Origin of the sequence: Halorubrum halodurans, from assembly GCF_002252985.1 — an archaeon.
In the GTDB taxonomy this organism is placed as follows: domain Archaea; phylum Halobacteriota; class Halobacteria; order Halobacteriales; family Haloferacaceae; genus Halorubrum; species Halorubrum halodurans.
Window position 1 is genome coordinate 1 of record NZ_NHPJ01000003.1, and the last position, 16,805, is coordinate 16,805.

19 protein-coding genes and 1 pseudogene are annotated in these 16,805 nt (G+C 71.4%); 14 read left to right on the forward strand and 6 right to left on the reverse strand.

Translation table 11 applies throughout. The features are described from left to right. A pseudogene (locus tag DJ70_RS17105) lies at positions 1-595 on the forward strand (hypothetical protein); the annotation flags it as partial. After that, positions 579-770, forward strand: a complete 192-nt coding sequence (locus tag DJ70_RS00140) for a hypothetical protein (protein WP_143420880.1) — start codon at positions 579-581, stop codon at positions 768-770. The pseudogene DJ70_RS17105 and the gene DJ70_RS00140, both read left to right, overlap by 17 nt. 22 nt (positions 771-792) lie before the next feature. On the opposite strand, the gene DJ70_RS00145 is transcribed toward DJ70_RS00140, so the two are convergent. Continuing rightward, positions 793-1,497: a 6-hydroxymethylpterin diphosphokinase MptE-like protein gene (locus DJ70_RS00145; protein ID WP_094528869.1), complete on the reverse strand. Its 705-nt coding sequence runs from the start codon at positions 1,495-1,497 to the stop codon at positions 793-795. 177 nt (positions 1,498-1,674) lie between these two features. Next, positions 1,675-2,868: a dihydropteroate synthase gene (locus DJ70_RS00150; RefSeq protein ID WP_094528873.1), complete on the reverse strand. Its 1,194-nt coding sequence runs from the start codon at positions 2,866-2,868 to the stop codon at positions 1,675-1,677. 394 nt (positions 2,869-3,262) lie between these two features. On the opposite strand from DJ70_RS00150, the gene DJ70_RS00155 reads away from it, so the two are divergent. From DJ70_RS00155 to DJ70_RS00175, 5 genes are all read left to right on the forward strand, one after another. Beyond that, the gene (locus DJ70_RS00155) at positions 3,263-3,712 is read left to right on the forward strand and encodes an SHOCT domain-containing protein (RefSeq protein WP_094528876.1); all 450 of its coding nucleotides are present in this window, start codon (positions 3,263-3,265) and stop codon (positions 3,710-3,712) included. Between the two features lie 138 nt (positions 3,713-3,850). Further along, the gene (locus DJ70_RS00160) at positions 3,851-4,450 is read left to right on the forward strand and encodes a hypothetical protein (RefSeq protein WP_094528879.1); all 600 of its coding nucleotides are present in this window, start codon (positions 3,851-3,853) and stop codon (positions 4,448-4,450) included. Beyond that, positions 4,447-5,274 (forward strand): RNA methyltransferase, encoded by an 828-nt coding sequence (locus DJ70_RS00165; RefSeq protein WP_094528882.1) that lies wholly within the window; start codon positions 4,447-4,449, stop codon positions 5,272-5,274. The genes DJ70_RS00160 and DJ70_RS00165 overlap by 4 nt, the downstream gene beginning before the upstream one ends. Beyond that, a complete protein-coding gene (locus DJ70_RS00170) occupies positions 5,271-5,969 on the forward strand; it encodes an AzlC family ABC transporter permease (RefSeq protein WP_094528885.1) in 699 nt (232 codons plus the stop codon). Before DJ70_RS00165 ends, DJ70_RS00170 begins: the two co-directional genes overlap by 4 nt. After that, the gene (locus tag DJ70_RS00175; protein ID WP_094528888.1) at positions 5,966-6,322 is read left to right on the forward strand and encodes an AzlD domain-containing protein; all 357 of its coding nucleotides are present in this window, start codon (positions 5,966-5,968) and stop codon (positions 6,320-6,322) included. The genes DJ70_RS00170 and DJ70_RS00175 overlap by 4 nt, the downstream gene beginning before the upstream one ends. Before the next feature lie 16 nt (positions 6,323-6,338). On the opposite strand, the gene DJ70_RS00180 is transcribed toward DJ70_RS00175, so the two are convergent. The 3 genes from DJ70_RS00180 to DJ70_RS00190 all read right to left on the reverse strand — a co-directional run bounded on the left by DJ70_RS00180 (position 6,339) and on the right by DJ70_RS00190 (position 9,072). Next, entirely contained in the window at positions 6,339-6,710 is a 372-nt protein-coding gene (locus DJ70_RS00180; protein ID WP_094528891.1) for a hypothetical protein, read from the reverse strand. Between the two features lie 46 nt (positions 6,711-6,756). Next, positions 6,757-7,065, reverse strand: a complete 309-nt coding sequence (locus tag DJ70_RS00185) for a hypothetical protein (RefSeq protein ID WP_094528894.1) — start codon at positions 7,063-7,065, stop codon at positions 6,757-6,759. Between the two features lie 81 nt (positions 7,066-7,146). Next, positions 7,147-9,072: an aldehyde ferredoxin oxidoreductase family protein gene (locus tag DJ70_RS00190; protein WP_094528897.1), complete on the reverse strand. Its 1,926-nt coding sequence runs from the start codon at positions 9,070-9,072 to the stop codon at positions 7,147-7,149. 202 nt (positions 9,073-9,274) lie between these two features. Between DJ70_RS00190 and DJ70_RS00195 the strand changes: the two genes are divergently transcribed. The 3 genes from DJ70_RS00195 to DJ70_RS00205 all read left to right on the forward strand — a co-directional run bounded on the left by DJ70_RS00195 (position 9,275) and on the right by DJ70_RS00205 (position 11,424). Next, on the forward strand, positions 9,275-9,736 hold the full coding sequence (locus DJ70_RS00195; protein ID WP_094528900.1) for a VanZ family protein: 462 nt from the start codon (positions 9,275-9,277) through the stop codon (positions 9,734-9,736). A 60-nt stretch (positions 9,737-9,796) separates the two neighbouring features. Further along, the gene (locus DJ70_RS00200) at positions 9,797-10,252 is read left to right on the forward strand and encodes a hypothetical protein (RefSeq protein WP_094528903.1); all 456 of its coding nucleotides are present in this window, start codon (positions 9,797-9,799) and stop codon (positions 10,250-10,252) included. A gap of 77 nt (positions 10,253-10,329) precedes the next feature. Continuing rightward, complete coding sequence (locus tag DJ70_RS00205) at positions 10,330-11,424, forward strand: archaeosine biosynthesis radical SAM protein RaSEA (protein ID WP_094528906.1); 1,095 nt, start codon at positions 10,330-10,332, stop codon at positions 11,422-11,424. A 39-nt stretch (positions 11,425-11,463) separates the two neighbouring features. Here DJ70_RS00205 and DJ70_RS00210 read toward each other — a convergent pair whose 3' ends face one another. Further along, positions 11,464-12,867 carry an MFS transporter gene (locus DJ70_RS00210; protein WP_094528909.1) on the reverse strand — a complete coding sequence of 468 codons (1,404 nt, stop codon included), beginning with the start codon at positions 12,865-12,867 and terminating at the stop codon, positions 11,464-11,466. A 203-nt stretch (positions 12,868-13,070) separates the two neighbouring features. Here DJ70_RS00210 and DJ70_RS00215 point away from each other — a divergent pair, with 203 nt between their 5' ends. From DJ70_RS00215 to fen, 4 genes are all read left to right on the forward strand, one after another. Continuing rightward, on the forward strand, positions 13,071-13,436 hold the full coding sequence (locus tag DJ70_RS00215; RefSeq protein ID WP_094529023.1) for a DUF2209 family protein: 366 nt from the start codon (positions 13,071-13,073) through the stop codon (positions 13,434-13,436). A 119-nt stretch (positions 13,437-13,555) separates the two neighbouring features. Beyond that, complete coding sequence (gene hflX / locus DJ70_RS00220; protein ID WP_245810624.1) at positions 13,556-14,842, forward strand: GTPase HflX; 1,287 nt, start codon at positions 13,556-13,558, stop codon at positions 14,840-14,842. A gap of 113 nt (positions 14,843-14,955) precedes the next feature. Continuing rightward, positions 14,956-15,720: a response regulator gene (locus DJ70_RS00225; RefSeq protein ID WP_094528914.1), complete on the forward strand. Its 765-nt coding sequence runs from the start codon at positions 14,956-14,958 to the stop codon at positions 15,718-15,720. A 90-nt stretch (positions 15,721-15,810) separates the two neighbouring features. Further along, a complete protein-coding gene (fen, locus tag DJ70_RS00230) occupies positions 15,811-16,788 on the forward strand; it encodes a flap endonuclease-1 (RefSeq protein WP_094528917.1) in 978 nt (325 codons plus the stop codon). Positions 16,789-16,805: the final 17 nt, after the last annotated feature.

The window sequence follows — 16,805 nt, forward strand, 5'->3', positions numbered from 1 at the left end:
CGTCGCCGACCCGGACCCGAAGCCGGAACGGCCGACGAAGGCCGAGAGCGGTGGCGGGGTCGACGAAACCGACGGCGGCGAGACCGACGGGACGGTCGGCGGCGGCGACGCTGCCGGTGCCGCTGACGACGATGCCGCTGGTGGCGACGACGCCGAAGGCGGCGAGGACGGCGCTGACGGCGACGCCGCTGGTGCCGCTGACGCCGGCGACGCTGGCGACGGAACCCCCGAGAACGCGGCGGATGGGTCCGACGGCGGAGGGGACGCGGCCGACGGCGAGGCCGGTGAGGACGGGGCGGAGGAGTCCGTCGGCGACGACGCGAACCTTCCCGACGACGAGAGCGACGGTTCCGGCGACGGGAAAACGGGAACCAGGGACGCTCCCGGTGACGCCGAGGGCGGAGACGACGGTTCCGCCGACGGCGATGGCGCCGACGCCGGCGACGAGGACGACGACGCCGAAGCGAAGGAGTCCACCGACGGGAGCGAGAGCGGCGACGGCTCCGGTGACGACGACTCCGGTGACGACGCCGGAGGTGACGGGGGTGGCGACGGGGCGGATGGCCCCGGAGACGACGATGACCGATCGTCGTGAGCGACGGCGCGCCCGAGAGAACTCCGAATCGTCGCCGAACCTGCGGAACGGCCACCGGGCCGGCCGGCTCGAGTCGCTCGTCGCGGGGCCGTGGATCACGAAACGTCGCGTGCTCCTGACGCTGTTCGCCGCGCTCCTGGCGCTTCTCGGCTACGGACTGGTTTTCGGGCTCTGAGACGTCCCGGATCGCGTCCGATTCACGGCTCGAGCAGCGCCTCCAGCTCCCGATCGACCCGATCGCGTCGGTCGTCGAGGACGGCGAACCGATCGCCGCGAAGCCGCTCCAGCCACCCCAGCAGCCTGGCGGCCCAGGCGAGCTTCCGCGCCTTCATCGGGTCCACCTCCGGATCGTCGAACGCCCAGCCCGGAAAGGTCAGCCGTCCGGCACCGGCGTGGTCCGCGAGAAACGCGGCGCGGTCGCCGTCGGTGAACCCGCCGACGTTGTACACCGGACCCACCGGGGCCGCCTGGGTCGTCGTCAGGGTGTGATCGGCGTCGAACCGCGGGAGCCACTCGCGGACCGCGGGGACGTTGTCGCCGTGGGCGTGCGCGGCGACCGGCACCCCCCGCTCGGTCAGCTCGACCGCGGTCTCGGGGTTCTTGTCGAGGTCGGTGACCAGACAGTCGACGGCGACCCCCGCCTCGAGCAGCACGTCGGCCGCCGTCGACGCCGCGACGACGACGTCGGCCTCGCGGGCGCGGCGGATCTCCTCGTCCTCGCGGAGACACGGCGCGCCCCCGGCGACGGCGACGGTCCGGCCCTCCCACCCGTCGAACCGCGAGAGGTCGAACGGCGTCGACAACCCGGCGGCGACGTCGCGAGCCGCCTCGTCCGCGTCGCGGTCGAACCCGAGATCGGCCAGGATGGCCTCGTAGACGGGCTCGAAGGTCTCGAAGTTCACGGGATCACCTCCGACGTCGCGTCGGACGGTCGGCGGCCCGATCCGTCGCGGCGGCGCTGCCGCTCGCGGTCGTGAATATGGTATGGGCCGAAGTGGCACAGAGTACCCCTACCCGCGTGCCCCTTCGGCGTCCGGTTGAAGCGTTGTCCACACGACGGCATAAACTTTCTCTTACTTCTAGGTGTCGTCGATCGTCGCGAGCGCGGCGTCGAGCGGCTCCGAAACGCCGGAAACGGACGACACGACCGACGAGAGCCCGTCGGCCGTGCCGACGAGGAGTCCGCGATCCGCGTCCCCGCGCGCCCCCTCGGCGCCCGTGGCCGCCTCCGCGTCCGCGCTCCCGGCTCGCCCTCCGACCGCGAAGGCGGCGGCGTCCCCGTCGGCGGCCGCCCGGAGCGCGCCGACCGCCTCCGGCGACAGTCCCGACAGCTCGTAGGTGTGGACGACCGCCCCGTCCGCGACCGCCCGCGGCGCGTCGAGTCGGTCGAGGTGGCGCTCGGCCTCGCGGACCGTGGTCACGTCCAGCTCCTCGGCGGACACCGGACCGTCGTGGCTGGGGCGGCTCCGGGCGAACGTCTCGCCGACCAGCGCCGCGTCCCGCGTCTCGGCCACGTCGTGGGTACGGATCACGTGTGCGCCGCGCTCGACCGCCATCGAGGTGGCCGCGAGCGACACCGGGAGGGCCTCCTCGGTGCTTCGTCCCGCGATCGTCTTGAGGAAGCTCTTGCGGTTGATCGAGACGAGGAGCGGGCGGCCGTAGCCGCGGAACTCCCGCAGGCGGCGGAACGTCTCGCGGTCGTCGGCGTGGGTCTTCTCGACCGACCAGCCGCCGAAGGCGGGGTCGAGGATCGTCTTGTCGGTGAAGCCGTTCATCGAGAGCGCGTCGTATATCTCGTCGACGTCCTCGATCGCGCCCGGCCGCTCGAGGTCGGGCGGCGACGCCATCTTCGAGACCGCGGCGTCGTGTTCGCGACACACCCGCGGCATCTCCGGGTCGGCGAACCCGCAGACGTCGTTGACCATGTCGAACCCGCGCGAGAGCGCCGCGTCCGCGACCTCGTGGTATCGCGTCTCGATCGACCAGACCGCGTCGCCCGAGGTCGACTCGAGCGTCTCGATCGCGACGTCGAGCCGTTCCAGCTCCTCCTCCGCGGAGAGCACGTCGAGGTCCTTGTTCGCGGACTCGAGCCCCACGTCGACGATGTCGGCTCCCTCGCCGATCAGCTCCTCGTCGACGTACTCGGCGGCCTCGCCGGGATCGTCGTACACGCTCGGGTCGTACGGCGACTCCGCCGAGACGTTCAACACGCCCATGATCCGGGGCGGGTGGTCGTCGCCGATCCCGAGGCCCGCGGCGTCCACGTTTCGCATACCGGATCGAGGGTCGCGACTCTTAAAGCCCGCCCGGAACCGGCGGGCGAGGGGACGGACGATCCACCGCAACGATCGCCGGGGCGGTGGCGTCGCCGGCGGCTCCGCCGCCGGCTTCAAGCGAGAGCTTCGCTCTCGCCCTGCGCCTCCGAGCGTCCGATAGGGCGCGAGGAGTCCGCGAGGTCGCCGGCGGCGAAGCCGCCGGCTGCCAGAGAATCTTTGATTCTCGCTGGACGCGGTGAGCGGTGAAACCGCGAACCGCGAGGCTGGGGAGGCGTGAGGTGCGGGACGGTCGCGGTCGGGTGGGACTTTGGACGTGTTCACCGCGCCGGCAACGACACCCACCTCTGGATCCGACGGTACCGTTTTGTCCGTCTCCGCCGAACCCGGCCGTATGACCGACTCGTCCCCGCTCGAACGCGCGAGAGCGAACGCCACCGAGATCGCCTCGACCGTGGTCACGGGCGTCTGGCTGGCCGCGCTCTTTCTCGACGTCGAGTGGTGGCTCCCGCTCATGCTGTTCGGTTACGTCGTGGTCGTCCCGGTGGTCTCGATGCTCTTCGACGAGGAGGGGGAAGCGGACGACTCGACGGAGACCGCCACGGAAACCGCACGCGAGGACACGAGAGCCCGAGGGATCGACGAGGACGGCGTCACCGAGGGCAACGCCGACGCGATCGACCGCCTCCGAGCCCGGTACGCGGAGGGCGACCTGACCGACGAGCAGTTCGAGCGCAAGCTGGACAGGCTGCTCGAGACGGAGACGCCGGAGGACGCGGCGGAGTGGCGGAAACGGGAGCAGGAGCGAGACCGGGAGCGCGCGCTCGACCGGGACCGGTCCTGACGGCTCGGAAACCCTCTGCCGCGTTCCGTTTCGGACACCTCTCCGCCAGCGCCTCCCCGGCGACCGCGGATCCGCCGAGTACCGGAACCGCGGGCCCGGAAGGACGCGCTTTTATCCGCGCCGCGACAAGCCGCGAGCATGGCGAAAGTGAGCATCGGCCTCCGCGGCTGGCGGTTCGACGAGGAGGAGATCATCTCCGAGGACGGGGAGTTGAAGCCCCTCGAGGAGATCCCCGAGGAGCCCAGAGAGCGGCTCGTGCGGCTCGTCGGGCTCGTCGAGGAGCCGTGTGACGTCTGTTATCTCGAGTACGGCGAGGAGGAGGTCCACCGCAGCAAGGAGGCGGAGATCGTCTACGGCGAGCCGGGCGGGGAGGTCCTGCTCTGTCCCGACCACGAGCCAGACTTCATCTACTGGTTCCGCGAGGCCGGCGGCAGCGACCACAAGGGGAGCCAGGAGTTCGGCGACCGCTTCCACGAGTGGGTCGCCGCCGGCAACGAGGCGCCCGACGGCTACGCGTCCGTCGAACACGTCGAGGAGGACCCCGACGGACTGCCCGACCTCCCGGACCAACACGAGATCCAGAAGCGTCTCGAGGAGGACTTCGAGGGCGACCGGATCGACATCCGCGCGCTCGCCGGCGAGAAGCCCGCCGAGGACGCCGAGGACGACCGGCTCACCGAGGAGGAACTCTCCGACTCCGACGTCGACCTCTCGACGGAGTACCCATCGAACCGATGAGCGAGGAGGACGCGGAGGGGACCGGCTCCACGGACGACGCGGGGGCCCCGTCCGTCCGGCGGAAGCCGGTCGTGGTCGTCGTCGAACCCGAGACGCCGGGCAACGTCGGCACCATCGCGCGGGCGATGAAGAACTTCGGGCTCTCCGACCTCAAGCTGGTCGATCCGCCCGAACTCGACGAGGACGGCGAGGCGTACGGCTTCGCCGGCCACGCCCGCGAGGACGTGCTGCCGAACGCCGACGAGGTGACCTTCGAGGAGGTCGTCGAGAACTACCACACCGTCGGCACCACCGCGATCACCGGCGAGGACGACCGCCGCCACGAGCGGTGGCCGTTCAAGACGCCCGAGGAGTTGCGGGAGTCGCTCGCGACCGTCGACGCGCCGACCGCGATCGTCTTCGGTCGCGAGGGGCGCGGGCTCAACAACGAGGAGCTCTCGCGGCTCGACGAGGTGTGTTCGATCCCCGCCGCCGACGACTACCCCGTGCTCAACCTCGGGCAGGCGGCGACGGTGCTCCTCTACGAGCTCCGCGACCTCACCGTCGAGGAGACGCAGCTTCCCGACACCGCGGTCACCCGCGCGCCGGAGGAGGACGTGGAGCGGCTCCACGACCTCTTCGGCGACTTCCTCGCGGCGACGGGCCAGCGCGAGCACCGCCGCGAGAAGAACGCGCTGTTGATGCGCCGGCTGCTCGGCCGCGCGCACCCGACCGAGCGGGAGGTCCACTCGCTTCTGGGGACCGTTCGGAAGGCGACGACGAAGCTGGAACACGCCGACTACCTCGCCGCCAAACACGACGAGCCGGCCTACCCCCGCGAATGACCCGGACGGACGGGGACGTGCTCCACGAGGACCTGGCCGCCGGCGTGCGCGACGTGACGCCGCTCATGCTCGGGATCGTCCCGTTCGCGCTCGTCGCCGGGATCGCCGCCGTCGACGCCGGGCTCACGCTCGCGGAGGCGGTCGGCCTCTCGGTGATCGTGTTCGCGGGCGCGTCCCAGCTCGCCGCGATCGACCTCCTCGGGTCGAACGCGCCGCTCGCGGTCGTGATCGGCACCGCGGTCGTGATCAACCTCCGAATGATGATGTACTCCGCGTCGATCGCGCCGTACTTTGCCGACTACGCCCGCCGGACGCGGGCCGGGCTCGCCTATCTGCTCACGGACCAGGCGTACGCGCTCTCGATCGCCGAGTACGAGCGGAACGAGGACCGCAGCCGCTGGCGCTACTACCTCGGGGCGGCGGCGTCGCTGTGGATCGTCTGGCAGATCGGAACGGTCGTCGGCGTCGTCGTCGGCGCCGGCGTCCCCGACGCGTGGGGGCTCACGTTCGCCGTGCCGCTCGTGTTCCTCGCGCTCCTGGTCCCCGCGATGAAGGACCGACCGACGACGGCCGCGGGGATCGTCGGCGGCGCGGTCGCGGTCGTCGCCGCCGGGCTCCCGCTCAATCTCGGCCTGCTGGTCGGCGCGCTGTTCGGGATCGCGGCCGGGATGGCGACGGAGGTGACGGCGACGTGATCGCCGGGCTCGACGCGGTCGTCAGCGACCCGCGCGTCTGGGCGGCCATCGTCGTGATCGGAGCGTTCACCTACGGGATCCGACTCTCGTTCATCCACCTGTTCGGCCGGATCGACGCGGTGCCGCCGCGGGTCAAGCGGCCGCTCCGGTACGTCCCGCCCGCGGTGCTGGCGGCGCTCGTCCTCCCCGACCTGGTGACGGTGCGTCCCTCGGTCGCCGCGACGCTCCTCGACGAGCGGCTGCTCGCCGGGGTCGTCGCCGGCGCCGTCGCGTGGCGGACCGAGAACGTGTTCGCGACGATCGGGGCGGGCATGGGCGCGCTGTGGCTGCTTCGGTTCGTCCTCCTCGCGTGATCCTCTCCCCGCGGGTTCACTCGGGGATCCGTTCGGGATACCGACGGGCGATCAGAAGCACGGCGACGCCGCAGACGACCGCGACCCCGACCGCGCTCTCCGCGCTCACGAACGGACGAGCCGGCGGCACGGAGTACGACACCGCGGCCGCGGCGAGCAGGGCGTAGCCGACCGCGGAGCAGCCGAGGAGCACGGGACGCAGCGCGGCTCGACGCCAGAGCCGGAGCCACGTCGCGACCCCGGCGACCGCGCCGCCGACGACGCCGGCCGGGAGCCCGACGAGCGCCGAGAAGGCGATCCTCGCCGAAAGGAGTTCGGTGACGAGCACGGCGACGAGGAGAAACGTCGTCAGCGCGGTCCCGAGCGTCGCGACGGCACGTCCGGACATGCCGCCGGATTCGCCGTGAGCGTATATAACTGCCCCGTCGAACCGACTACCGATCGCGCTCCGTGGGACGGGTCGGCTCCGTCCCGCTCGACGCGTCGCCGTTGGCGGCGGCGTCCGCCTCGCGTTCCGTCGCGTCGGCGAACCGCTGTGCCGCGTCGGCGACGGCGTCGAGGACGGCGAACGTCCGGTAGGAGAGGTACGCGCCCGCCGTCAGGGACCCGGCGACCAGGACGGCGAGAAGCAGCTCCGCGACGATCAGGACGCCGTACACGAGCACGAGGAGAGCCAGGGCGGCGAGGGCCGCCCCGCCTCGAGTGCGCAGCGCCTCGGAGGGAGAGAGCGGGTCGTGGACCATGCCGGCGGCTACCGCGGCCGGCTACTTAAAAACTGAAGGCGGGTGATCCGTCGGGCGGCAGTCGCCGGATCGCTCGTCGGATCAGTCGTCGGCGGGTGCCGCCGAGTCGCCGGCGGAGACGCCCGTTCCGGGGCCGATGTCGATCCCGAGCTCGTCGAGCTTCTCGTCGGGGACGACGCCGTCGACCCAGCCGCGGTGCTCGTAGTACTCCTCCTTCATCAGGTCCAGTTCGGCGAGCTCCCCCTCGCTCGCGCCCTGACCGGGGATCGCGTCGGGGTGGCCCTCCACGAACCGGCCGGGGAGGCTGTCGTCCTCGCCGTCGAAGCCCGCGAGGTTGTTGAAGTAGCGCTCGAGGTTGTAGATCCGCTCGCCGGCCTCGAACAGCTCGTCCTCCGTGACCTCGCGGCCGGTCATGCCGCTGTACTGGAGGACGTACTCCTCGATCCCCTCCGCGAACGCGTTGAACTTACAGATGTCGAAGGAGTCGGAGATCGCGTGGAGGTCCTGGAAGGTGGCGGTGAGCTCGCCTTTGCCCTCCCACTCGTAGGGATCCACCTTCTCCGGGATCCCGAGGATCTCCGCCGCGGGCGTGTACCCGCGCAGGTGACACGCGCCGCGGTTCGAGGTGGCGAACGCGATCGCCATCCCCTTCATACAGCGCGGGTCGTACGCCGCGATGCTCTGGCCCTTGACCGAGAGCTTGTTGTCGTGGGCGTCCTTGCGCTCGCCGATCCGGTCGGGCCCCTCCGCGAGGAGGTCGCCCAGTTCGGTCGAGCGGTTGCCGATCTCGTCGATGAGGTCGACCATCCGCTCGGAGTCGCCCCAGTCGATGCCGACGTCGAGTTTGCCCTCCTCCGTCATCTCCATCGCCATCGCCATCGTGTTGCCGACCTCGATGGTGTCGACGCCCACGTCGTTACACCGCTCGAGCATCAGGGCGATCTCGTCGCGGTCGGTGTGTCCGGAGTTCGGGCCGAGCGCCCACGCGGACTCGTACTCGTACGACTCCGTGCGGACGTTCATGTCCTGGCCCTTGTGGTGGAGCTGGACCTCGACCTCCTTCTTACACGCCACGGGACAGGAGTGACACGTCGGCTCGTCGACGAGGATGTTCTCGCGGACGTTCTCGCCGGAGACGCGCTCGGCGTCGACGTCGATCCCCTCGGTGCCGTTGTACGCCTCCGTGGAGGTGTACTTCGCGTTCTTGGTGGGGAGCCCGTCCATCTCCTCGGTCGCGTTCATCAGGACGTTGGTGCCGTACATCGAGAGCCCGCCCTCGTTCGGCGCGGTGACGTCGGACTCCCGGATGACCTCCATCGCCTGCTGATACCCCTCCTTGAACGTCTCGGGGTCCGCCGGCTTCGGCATGTCCGTGCCGCTCTTCACGACGACCGCCTTCACGCCCTTCGAGCCCATCACCGCGCCGGTGCCGCCGCGGCCCGAGGCGCGGTCGTCCTCGTTCATCACGCAGGCGTACCGGACGCCGTTCTCGCCGGCCTGTCCGATCGCCATCACCGAGAGGTTCTTGCCGACCGACCCCTCGACCTCCTCGCCGAGCTCGTCGACCGTGTCGTGGACGCCCTTCCCCCAGACGTGGGAGGCGTCGCGGATCTCCACGTCGCCGTCCTCGACGACGAGGTAGACGGGGTCGTCGCTCGCGCCGTCGAGCAGGATCCCGTCGAGGCCGGCCCACTTGAGCCGCGCACCCGACCAGCCGCCGTGGTGGGAGTCGGTGACGGTCCCCGTCAGCGGGGACTTCGTCACCAGGGCGATCCGGCCGCTCATCACGGTCTGGGTGCCCGTCAGCGGCCCGGTCATGAACGCCAGCCGGTTGTCCGGCCCCATCGGGTCGACGTCGGGGCCGGCGTCGAAGACGTACTTGACGCCCAGCCCGCGCGCGCCGATGTACTTCTCCGCGTCCTCGTCGTCGATCCCGTGGTACTCGACCGCCCCGTCGGTGAGATCGACCTGTGCAACTCGGTCCCTGTAGCCGCCCATTTCGGTCATGTAATGCTCTTTCGTTATATACGGTCCAGAGCGTGTTAGGCCTTCACGTGAGACGGAAACCGAAACCGGTTACGCCCGCACGTGAGTCGCCGGCGCGGAGTGGCGCGGGATCCCTCCCGCGAGCGATCGCTGACCGACGACCGCCGAGCGACGGACGGGTCCACCGAAGCACGTAACCGACCGGGCGGGGAATCACGCCTCCGTGAACGCCCCTCGTTCTCCCGCGAGCGACCCGGTCTCCGACGATCCGCCGGAACGCACCGCGTGGGACCGGTGGCGGCCGGCGGCCTCGTTCGCCGCGCTCGTGGTCGTCGCGTCGGTCGTCCCGGTTCCCGGAGGCGGGGGCGGCGGTGGTCTCGGAGCCGGCGGGAGCGGCGGCGTCGCGGGCGTCATCGTGCTCACCGACCCGTTCCACCTCGTCGGCTACGCGGTCCTCGCGGCGCTGTCGGCGCGCGCGACGGGTCGAGACGGCCGCGGGCTGCTCCTCGCGGCCGCGGTCGCGGTCGCGGTCGGTTTCGGCGTCGAACTCCTCCAGACCGCGGTCCCGTGGCGGACGTTCGCGTGGCGGGACGCGCTCGTCAACGCGGTCGGGGCGGCCGCGGGCGCCCTCGTCGTCGCGGCTCGGGCCGCGCGCGGCGCGATCGGGGCCGCCGGGCGTCGCTGAGGCGGTTCCCCGGAGCTCGATGGGGAGAATATTTGTGACGGGCAGAGAGAAGTCCCGGCCATGGTCCCCACAGAGCTGACCGTCCTCTCCGCGTTCGCCGCCGTCGTGTTGCTCATCTGGTCGCCGCTCCTGGCCATCGAACGGCTCCGGGCGCTGTTCGTCTGGCCGACGCGCACCCTCCTCGCGAACTACCTCGTCGTCGGGGCGGGCGTGGTCGTGGTTCAGGTGCTCTCGTACTTCGGCGTGGCCCTCCTCGTCGCCGGCACCGGCTCCGTCACGGGCGGGGAGGCGGCCGGGATCGTCGCGGGCGTCATCGCCGCGAACGTCCTCGTTCCCGGCGCGGCGGCCGTCGCCTGCCTGCGGTTCCTCCCCGACCGTGGGGTCTGGACGCCCGAGGGGACGGGACTCGGCGGCCGCGTCGCGCTCGCGGTCGGCGTGGGCTGGTACGCGGTCGTCGCGTCGGTCACCTTCCTCGCGTTCGCGCTCGGGATCATGCTCGTGAACCTCCCGACGTGATCGCCGACCCGCCGGCGTGAGCGTCACCCTTCCGACGTGACGACACGGCTTTACGCGCTCGGCCGCTTCCCCCGCCAATGAGCCAACCGAGCCCCGAGGCCTACGAGCAGGGGCGCGGCATGGATGCGCACAACGCGGTCATGCGCGACATCCGCGCCGAGCGCTCGGAGACGTACGACCCGACGGAGCCGACCAGGGTCTGGATCGACGAGGACAACACCCCCGACGGGGTGGTGAACTCGCTCACGATCATCTTAAACACCGGCGGCTGCCGCTGGGCCCGCGCCGGCGGCTGTACGATGTGCGGCTACGTCGCCGAGTCCGTCGAGGGCGGCAGCGTGAGCCACGAGGACCTGATCACCCAGATCGAGGCCTGCTTGGAACACGAGCGCGAGAACGCCGCGGAGCCCGCCGAGCTGATCAAGATCTACACCTCCGGCTCCTTCCTCGACGAGCGCGAGGTCCCGGCGGAGACGCGGCAAGCGATCGCGGAGACGTTCGCGGACCGCGACCGGATCGTCGTCGAGTCGCTGCCGGACTTCGTGAGTCGGGAGAAGATCGGCGACTTCGCCGACCACGGGATCGCGACCGACGTGGCGGTCGGGCTCGAGACCGCGACCGACCGCGTCCGGCGCGACTGCGTCAACAAGTACTTCGACTTCGCGGACTTCGAGGACGCCTGCGCCGAGGCGGCCGCCGCGGACGACGCCTTCGACGCCGACGTGGGCGTCAAGGCGTACCTCCTCCTGAAGCCGCCGTTCCTCGCGGAGCCCGAGGCCGCCGCCGACATGGTCGACTCGATCCGCCGGTGTGCCGCCGTCGAGGGCTGTCACACCGTCTCGATGAACCCGACCAACGTCCAGCGGTACACGATGGTCGACGAGCTGTTCTTCGAGGGCGGCTACCGCCCGCCGTGGCTCTGGACGGTCGCGCACGTGCTCGAGGAGACCGCCGACGTCGACGCCATCGTCGTCTCCGACCCGGTCGGTCACGGCTCCGACCGCGGCGCGCACAACTGCGGCGAGTGCGACGACCGGGTCCAGACCGCGATCAAGGACTTCGACAAACGCCAGGACCCGAGCGTCTTCGAGCAGGTCTCGTGTGCCTGTGAGGACACCTGGGAGGTCGTCATGGCGGAGGAGACGAGCTACAACATGCCCCTGGCGCGGTAGCGGGGCTCAGGGGCCCGTCCGGGCGGAGATCGCCCGAACTCACTCGTCGTCCGTCGGCGTTTCGGTCGCCCCGGATTCCGTCGGCGGACTCTCGGTCGGCGACTCCTCGGCCGGGTCGGTCGCGGCCGCCGCGGCCGCCGCGGTCGATTCGGTCATCGCAGAGTCGGCGTTCCGGCGCATCCGTCGCCCGAGCAGGTGGACGAGGACCGCGCCGACGAGCACCAGCGCGCCGGAGGCGGCGAAGCCCAGTTCGTAGCTCGCGGCGGCGAGTCGGCCGCCGATCACGCTGCCTGCGGCCCCGGCGAGGGCGCTCAACGCGGCGTACACGCCGAGCGCCTCGCCGCGAACGGAGAGCGGCGCGAGCCGGGTCACGAGCGTTCCGGCGGTGACCGCGATCACGGCCCAGGTGAGTCCGACGAGTCCGAACACGGCCCCCATCCCGAGATAGCCGAGCGTCGAGACCCCGAGCGCAACCCCGACGACGGCGACGAGCGGGAACGCGATCCCCCGCGCCGTGAGCCCCACGACCTGTATCGACATCGGGTCGCGCCGTCCGGAGAGCTCCCCGACCCGCTCGAAGAACGCCGCCGAGGCGACGCTGCTGACCAGGTAGAGACCGAACACCCCGTCCGACCCGACGCCGACGTCCGTGAGGTACGCCGGCAGCGGCGCGAAGAAGGCGGCGAAGCCGGTGAAACACAGCGAAAGCGCGCCGAAGTAGAGCGCGAGCGTCGGAGTGAAGCGGTCGGCGATCCGCTCCGGGTGGAGCCGCCGGAAGTCCGCGCGACCGACGGCGAACGGGAACGTCGCCGCCCGGACGCTGAAGCGATTCGCCTGCCGGAGCGCGCGCCGGAGCCGCCGGGGCGACACGTCCGCCGACTCGGCGTCGGGCGGGAGCCACCGGACCGAGGCGAGGAGGCCGACGCCCGCGACGGCGGCCAGCGCGAGGAGGAGCCCGTCCACGCCGCTCCCGCCGCCGAGGCGGGCCGCGACCCCGGTCCACACCGCACCGAGGAGCAGCCCGAGCGCCCAGCCGATCCCCTGGTACTCGTTCAGCTCGCCGATCCGCGCGCTCCACTCGGGTTCGGGCGCGCCGGCGACCGCGAGCAGGGTGACGACGGGCGTCGCGGACGCGGAGGCGAACCAGACGACGCCGTTGGCGGCGATCACGGCCGGAATCGACTCGAGGGCGGGGAGGAGCCCGAGCGTCGCCGCGAGGAGCGCGAGCGCGGCGAGCACGAACCCCCGTCGCCGTCCCGTCCGGTCGGCGAGCCGACCGAAGACGAGCGCGCCCGGAACCCCGACCGCCGCCGCGACCGCGGCGAGGGTGCCGAGCGTGGCCGCCGATCCGCCGAGATCGACGACGTACAACGGGACGACGAGCGACGCGCCCCCGAAGGCGACCGACGCCAGCCCCCACGCGTACAGCCACGACTTCGACATGCCTGTCACCACGCGTCCGGGGACACATAACTCGGGCGGGCGGCGCGGTTCAGGCGGACGGCGCGGTTCAGGTGAGCGGAGCGGGTCGGGCGGACGGAACGATCCGGGCGGGAACTTCAAGCCGAGGGGGGACCTACGCCGCGGTATGGTTCGAACGCACGCGGTCGGCGCGCCAACCGGGGTGGCCCGCTCCCGCCCCTGAGATCGTCGGCGTCGACATCAGCGGCCGCCACGAGGAGGACGGGGAGTACCTGATGGTCGCGGCCGCGGTCCACGCGGCGATCGACTCCAGCCGGATCCGCTCGGTCGAGGGGATCGGGTTCGCCAGCGCCCGCGAGGGGCCGACGCTGGAGGCGACCGTCGACCTCGTCGCCGAGGCGGTCGGGAACCTCCCCGAGCCGCCGGCGTGTCCGATCGTCTCCGAGCACGGCGAGTTCTACGAGGAGCCCGCCGAGCGGGTCGGGTTGAGCTTCCAGCCCGAGTTTAAATACGTCGAGAGCATAGGCGAACGCGAAACAGTGCAGGCCGCACACCACGCCGCGTACGCCGCTCGGGGGCTGCTCCTGTGACGGGGGACGCCGACCGGGGGGCGTCGACGGATCGGACGGAACGAAGCGCCCGACCGGACCGAGGAGCCGAACGCGCGGACCGGGGAGGCGGCGGCGAGCCGACCGGCGACCGCCGGGCGATCGTCGCGAAGCGCGTCGACGCCGGCGACGCCGACCTGACCGAGATCTCCCGGCTCGCGGAGGCCGCGGGCTACGCGGTCGTCGGCGGGCTCACCCAGACCCGCACCGAGGACGCCGCGTTCATGTTCGGGGAGGGGAAGGTCGCGGAGCTTCGCGACCTCGTCCGCGAGCGCGACGCCGACTGCGTCGTGATCGACAACGACGTGGGACCCTACCAGACGTTCAACGTCGGCGGAAAACTGCCCGAGGGCGTCGAGGTGATCGACCGCTTCACGCTCATCCTCGAGATCTTCGGCCAGCGAGCCAACACGCGGAAGGCGCAACTCCAGGTCGAGCTGGCGGAGCTGCGGTACGAGCTCCCACGCGCGGAGGCGAAGGCCAGCCTGGCGAAACGCGACGAGCGCCCCGGCTTCATGGGGCTCGGCGAGTACGACGAGAGCGTCGAGCGCGACATCAAACGCCAGATCTCCGAGATCCGCGACGAGCTGGAGTCGATCGCGGAGAAGGAGCAGGCCCGCCGCGAGCAGCGCCGCGACTCCGGGTTCGACCTCGTCGCGCTCGCGGGCTACACCAACGCGGGCAAGTCGACGCTGATGCGGCAGCTGGCCGCCGAGCTCGACGTCGACGAGAACGAGGACCGCCACCCCGACCTCGCGCGGACCGCCGAGTCCGAGGACATGCTGTTCACCACGCTCGGCACGACGACCCGGCGGGCGGAGATGGAGAAGCGGGACGTCCTCTTGACGGACACGGTCGGGTTCATCGCGGACCTCCCCCACTGGCTCGTCGAGTCGTTCGAGTCGACGCTGGACTCGGTGTACCGCGCGGACCTGGTGTTGCTCGTCGTGGACGCGAGCGAGCCGGTCCCGGAGATGCGCGAGAAGCTCGTGACGAGCCACGACACCCTGTACGAGCGCAACGAGGCCCCCATCGTCACCGTCTTCAACAAGATCGACCGGCTCGACCCCGGCGAGCTGGCGGACAAACGCGCCGCGCTCTCCGGGCTCGCGCCGGACCCGGTCGCCGTCTCGGCGCGGACGGGCGCGGGCGTCGCGGAGCTTCGCGACCGGGTGGAGGCGGAGCTCCCGGAGTGGGAGCGCGAGCGGCTGGTGGTGCCCGTCTCCGACGACGCGATGAGCCTCGTCTCGTGGGTCCACGACCACGCGCACGTCGACGAGGAGACGTACGCGGACGAGCAGGTCACGCTCGCCTTCGAGGCCAAGCCGTCCATCGTCTCGCGCGCGCGTGCGAAGGCGGCGGAGCTGGCCCCGGCGAGTTCGACGTAGCCGGTTCGGTCGCCGACGCCGGTGCGGTCGACGTGACCGGCCCGCTCGATCGCCGGTCGGTTCGCCGGGGGTATCACCGCAACACATAATTGTTCGTTATTCCATGCTAGCCCATGCCGAACCCGATCCGGGTTCTCTGCGTCGACGACGACCCGGAGTTCGCGGATCTGACGGCGACGTATCTCGAGCGCAGGAACGACCGGTTCGTCGTCGAGACGGTGACGAGTCCCGACCGGGGGCTGGACCTGATCGACGACGACCCGCCCGACTGCGTCGTCTCGGACTACGAGATGCCGGGGATGAACGGGATCGAGCTCCTCCGGGCGGTCCGGGAGGAGCATCCGGACCTGTCGTTCGTCCTCTACACGGGCAAGGGCAGCGAGGAGGTCGCGAGCGACGCCATCTCGGCCGGCGTGACCGACTACCTCCGAAAGCAGTCCGGCACCCACCAGTACGCCGTCCTGGCCAACCGCGTGAGCAACGCCGTCGACCAGGCCCGTGCCGAGCGCCGACTCCGGGAGGAGCGCCGGCGGTTTCAGCTCCTGTTCGAGCGGCTCACCCAGCCGACCGTCGAGGTCGAATACGAGGACGACGAGCCGATCGTCAGACGCATCAACCCCGCCTTCGAGGCGGTGTTCGGCTACGAGGCGTCCGAGATCGTCGACGACTCCCTCGACGCCTACATCGTTCCGCCGGGCGGGGAGGAGGGGGCGTCGCGGATCAACCGGCGCGTCCAGGCCGGCGGCGGCCTCGAATCGGTGGAGGTCGTGCGCCGGACGGCGACGGATGACCGGGAGTTCCTCCTCCAGAACGCGGTCTACGACGACGGTTCGGGCGGGTTCGCCATCTACACCGACGTGACCGACCGACGGGAGTGAACGGAACCCCCGTCGGAGCGCGCGAGCGGAAGTCCCGTCCTCGACGCCGGTCTCGACCGTTTAATACCCCGGAAACCGATCGGACGGGTAATGGGAAACGCGGACCTGCGCGACCTCGCGTCGATACGGGAGGTCGCCTTCGAGGAGCTGGAGGGGAGCGTCGTCGCCGTCGACGCGCACAACTGGCTGTACCGCTACCTCACGACGACGGTGAAGTGGACGAACGACGACGCCTACACGACCGCGGACGGGGTCGAGGTCGCCAACCTGATCGGGGTCGTCCAGGGGCTCCCGAAGTTCTTCGAACACGACCTCACGCCGGTGATGGTGTTCGACGGGGAGATGACCGACCTGAAGGCCGACGAGGTGGCGGAGCGGCGGGAGAAGCGCGAGCGCGCCGAGAAGCGGCAGGCGGCCGCCGCGGAGCGCGGCGACGCCGTCGAGGCCGCCCGCCTCTCCGCGCGGACCCAGCGGCTCACCGACACGATCCAGGAGACGACCCGCGAGCTGTTCGCGCTCCTCGACGTGCCGGTCGTCGAGGCCCCGGCCGAGGGCGAGGCACAGTGCGCGCACATGGCCGCGACGGGGTCCGTCGATCACGCCGGCAGCGAGGACTACGACACCCTGCTGTTCGGCGCGCCGACGACGCTCCGGCAGCTGACGAGCAAGGGCGACCCGGAGCTGATGGACCTGGCGGCGACGCTCGCGGACCTGGAACTCGACCGCGAGGGGCTCGTCGACGTCGCCATGCTGTGTGGCACCGACTTCAACGAGGGCGTCCGCGGGATCGGGCCGAAGACGGCGGTGTCCGCGGTGCGCGAACACGGTGACCTGTGGGCCGTCCTCGCGGCGCGCGACGCGTCGATCCCCAACGCCGAGGCGGTCCGGCGGTTCTTCCTCGACCCGCCCGTCTCCGACGCGGACGTCGATCCGACGATCGACCCGGACGTCGAGGCCGCGCGGGCGTACGTGGTCGACGAGTGGGGGATCGACGCCGGCGAGGTCGATCGCGGGTTCGAGCGCATCCGCGAGTCGCAGGTCCAGACGGGACTGGACCGCTGGACCTGAGTCGCGGAGTCGGCCCC

Excerpts from the sequence above, each read along its gene's own strand:
- DJ70_RS00180 (WP_094528891.1), bottom strand. The coding sequence starts at position 6,710 with ATGTCCGGACGTGCCGTCGCGACGCTCGGGACCGCGCTGACGACGTTT.
- DJ70_RS00200 (WP_094528903.1), top strand. The coding sequence starts at position 9,797 with ATGGTCCCCACAGAGCTGACCGTCCTCTCCGCGTTCGCCGCCGTCGTG.
- DJ70_RS00205 (WP_094528906.1), top strand. The coding sequence starts at position 10,330 with ATGAGCCAACCGAGCCCCGAGGCCTACGAGCAGGGGCGCGGCATGGAT.
- DJ70_RS00190 (WP_094528897.1), bottom strand. The coding sequence starts at position 9,072 with ATGACCGAAATGGGCGGCTACAGGGACCGAGTTGCACAGGTCGATCTC.
- DJ70_RS00150 (WP_094528873.1), bottom strand. The coding sequence starts at position 2,868 with ATGCGAAACGTGGACGCCGCGGGCCTCGGGATCGGCGACGACCACCCG.
- DJ70_RS00155 (WP_094528876.1), top strand. The coding sequence starts at position 3,263 with ATGACCGACTCGTCCCCGCTCGAACGCGCGAGAGCGAACGCCACCGAG.
- DJ70_RS00140 (WP_143420880.1), top strand. The coding sequence starts at position 579 with ATGACCGATCGTCGTGAGCGACGGCGCGCCCGAGAGAACTCCGAATCG.
- DJ70_RS00185 (WP_094528894.1), bottom strand. The coding sequence starts at position 7,065 with ATGGTCCACGACCCGCTCTCTCCCTCCGAGGCGCTGCGCACTCGAGGC.
- DJ70_RS00210 (WP_094528909.1), bottom strand. The coding sequence starts at position 12,867 with ATGTCGAAGTCGTGGCTGTACGCGTGGGGGCTGGCGTCGGTCGCCTTC.
- DJ70_RS00225 (WP_094528914.1), top strand. The coding sequence starts at position 14,956 with ATGCCGAACCCGATCCGGGTTCTCTGCGTCGACGACGACCCGGAGTTC.
- DJ70_RS00170 (WP_094528885.1), top strand. The coding sequence starts at position 5,271 with ATGACCCGGACGGACGGGGACGTGCTCCACGAGGACCTGGCCGCCGGC.
- fen (WP_094528917.1), top strand. The coding sequence starts at position 15,811 with ATGGGAAACGCGGACCTGCGCGACCTCGCGTCGATACGGGAGGTCGCC.
- DJ70_RS00160 (WP_094528879.1), top strand. The coding sequence starts at position 3,851 with ATGGCGAAAGTGAGCATCGGCCTCCGCGGCTGGCGGTTCGACGAGGAG.
- DJ70_RS00165 (WP_094528882.1), top strand. The coding sequence starts at position 4,447 with ATGAGCGAGGAGGACGCGGAGGGGACCGGCTCCACGGACGACGCGGGG.